This is a genomic window from Ideonella sp. P3_A4, assembly GCF_056403075.1.
The window spans coordinates 1-1,075 of sequence record NZ_JBFUGE010001155.1 but is presented as its reverse complement, the minus strand read 5'-3'; the positions used below and the strand labels follow the sequence as shown (position 1 = coordinate 1,075).

Annotated in this window: 2 protein-coding genes; both read right to left on the bottom strand. The window is 70.0% G+C overall.

The features are described from left to right. Positions 1-508, bottom strand: a 508-nt coding sequence (gene miaA / locus AC1DYI_RS36605; RefSeq protein WP_477208984.1) for a tRNA (adenosine(37)-N6)-dimethylallyltransferase MiaA, incomplete at its 3' end; no start/stop codon positions are given. Beyond that, positions 508-1,075 (bottom strand): MFS transporter (locus tag AC1DYI_RS36600; protein ID WP_477208983.1); only part of this gene is annotated, 568 nt, incomplete at its 5' end. The genes miaA and AC1DYI_RS36600, both read right to left, overlap by 1 nt.

Below are 1,075 nucleotides of genomic sequence, written 5' to 3'. Positions count from 1 at the left end.
CATCGAGCGCACGCTGGATGCGCTGTGCATCGTTCGGTGCCAGGCGGGCGGCGGTGATGGGGTCGACACGGGCCAGCTCAGCGTGCAGCGCTGGCCAGCCTTGCGCGGCGGCTTCGGCGTCCAGCGCGGCGCGAACCGTCGCATCGGCGGGGGGGAGCTCGTCAATGCCGTCGATCAATGCCTTGAAGTACAGCATCGTGCCGCCGACCAGCAGTGGCAGTTTGCCGCGGGTGCGGATGTCGGCGATCAGCCGCTGCGCATCGGCCGCGAACTGCGCGGCTGAGTAGGACTCGGCTGGGTCGAGGATGTCGATCAAGTGGTGCGGCACGGCAGCCAGTTCCGCCGGTGTCGGCTTCGCGGTGCCGATGTCCATGCCGCGGTAGACCAGGGCCGAATCGACGCTGACGATTTCCAGTGGCAGCTCGGCGGCCAGCTTCAGCGCAAGCCCGGTCTTGCCCGAAGCCGTGGGGCCAGCCAGGCCGATCCAGTCGACGGTGCTGTCCGTCATCAGGTGGGGGCCAATTCGAAGCGCTCGCCGTCGCGCTGCACCAGCGTCCACGCGATCGTGGTGGTGGCCACGGCGAAGAACGCGAGGCCCAGGCCTAGCGGACGGAGGGTGCCGTCGAGCGCCTGGCCCAGCCACAGGCCAATGGCGACAGCCACCACGGCGAGCAAGAAGCCGGCGAGCGCGGATGCCACGCCCGCCATCTTGGGGAACGGCCCGACCGCACCGGCTTGCCCGCAGGGCTGGTGGATGCCGTGGCCGAAGTTGTAGAGCCAATGCGCCACCAGCACGCCGGCCAGACTGTGGCTGCCGGACAGCGCCAGGCCCGCCATGCCCAGCCCGCCCGCCAGTGTGAAGAAGCCCGCGAGCCGCACGGCGCCAGCCAGGCCGCGGCGGACCAGCAGTCGGCGGCAGTAGAAGGTTGCTGCCATGTACGACAGCGAGGCTGAGGCCATCGCCAGGCCGAAGCCCCACGGCGACAGGCCGAGCACGCCGATGTAGATGAACGATGAGCTGGCCAGCAGCAGGAACAGGCCGCCATAGGTGGCACTGACGAGAGCGGCCCAGGCG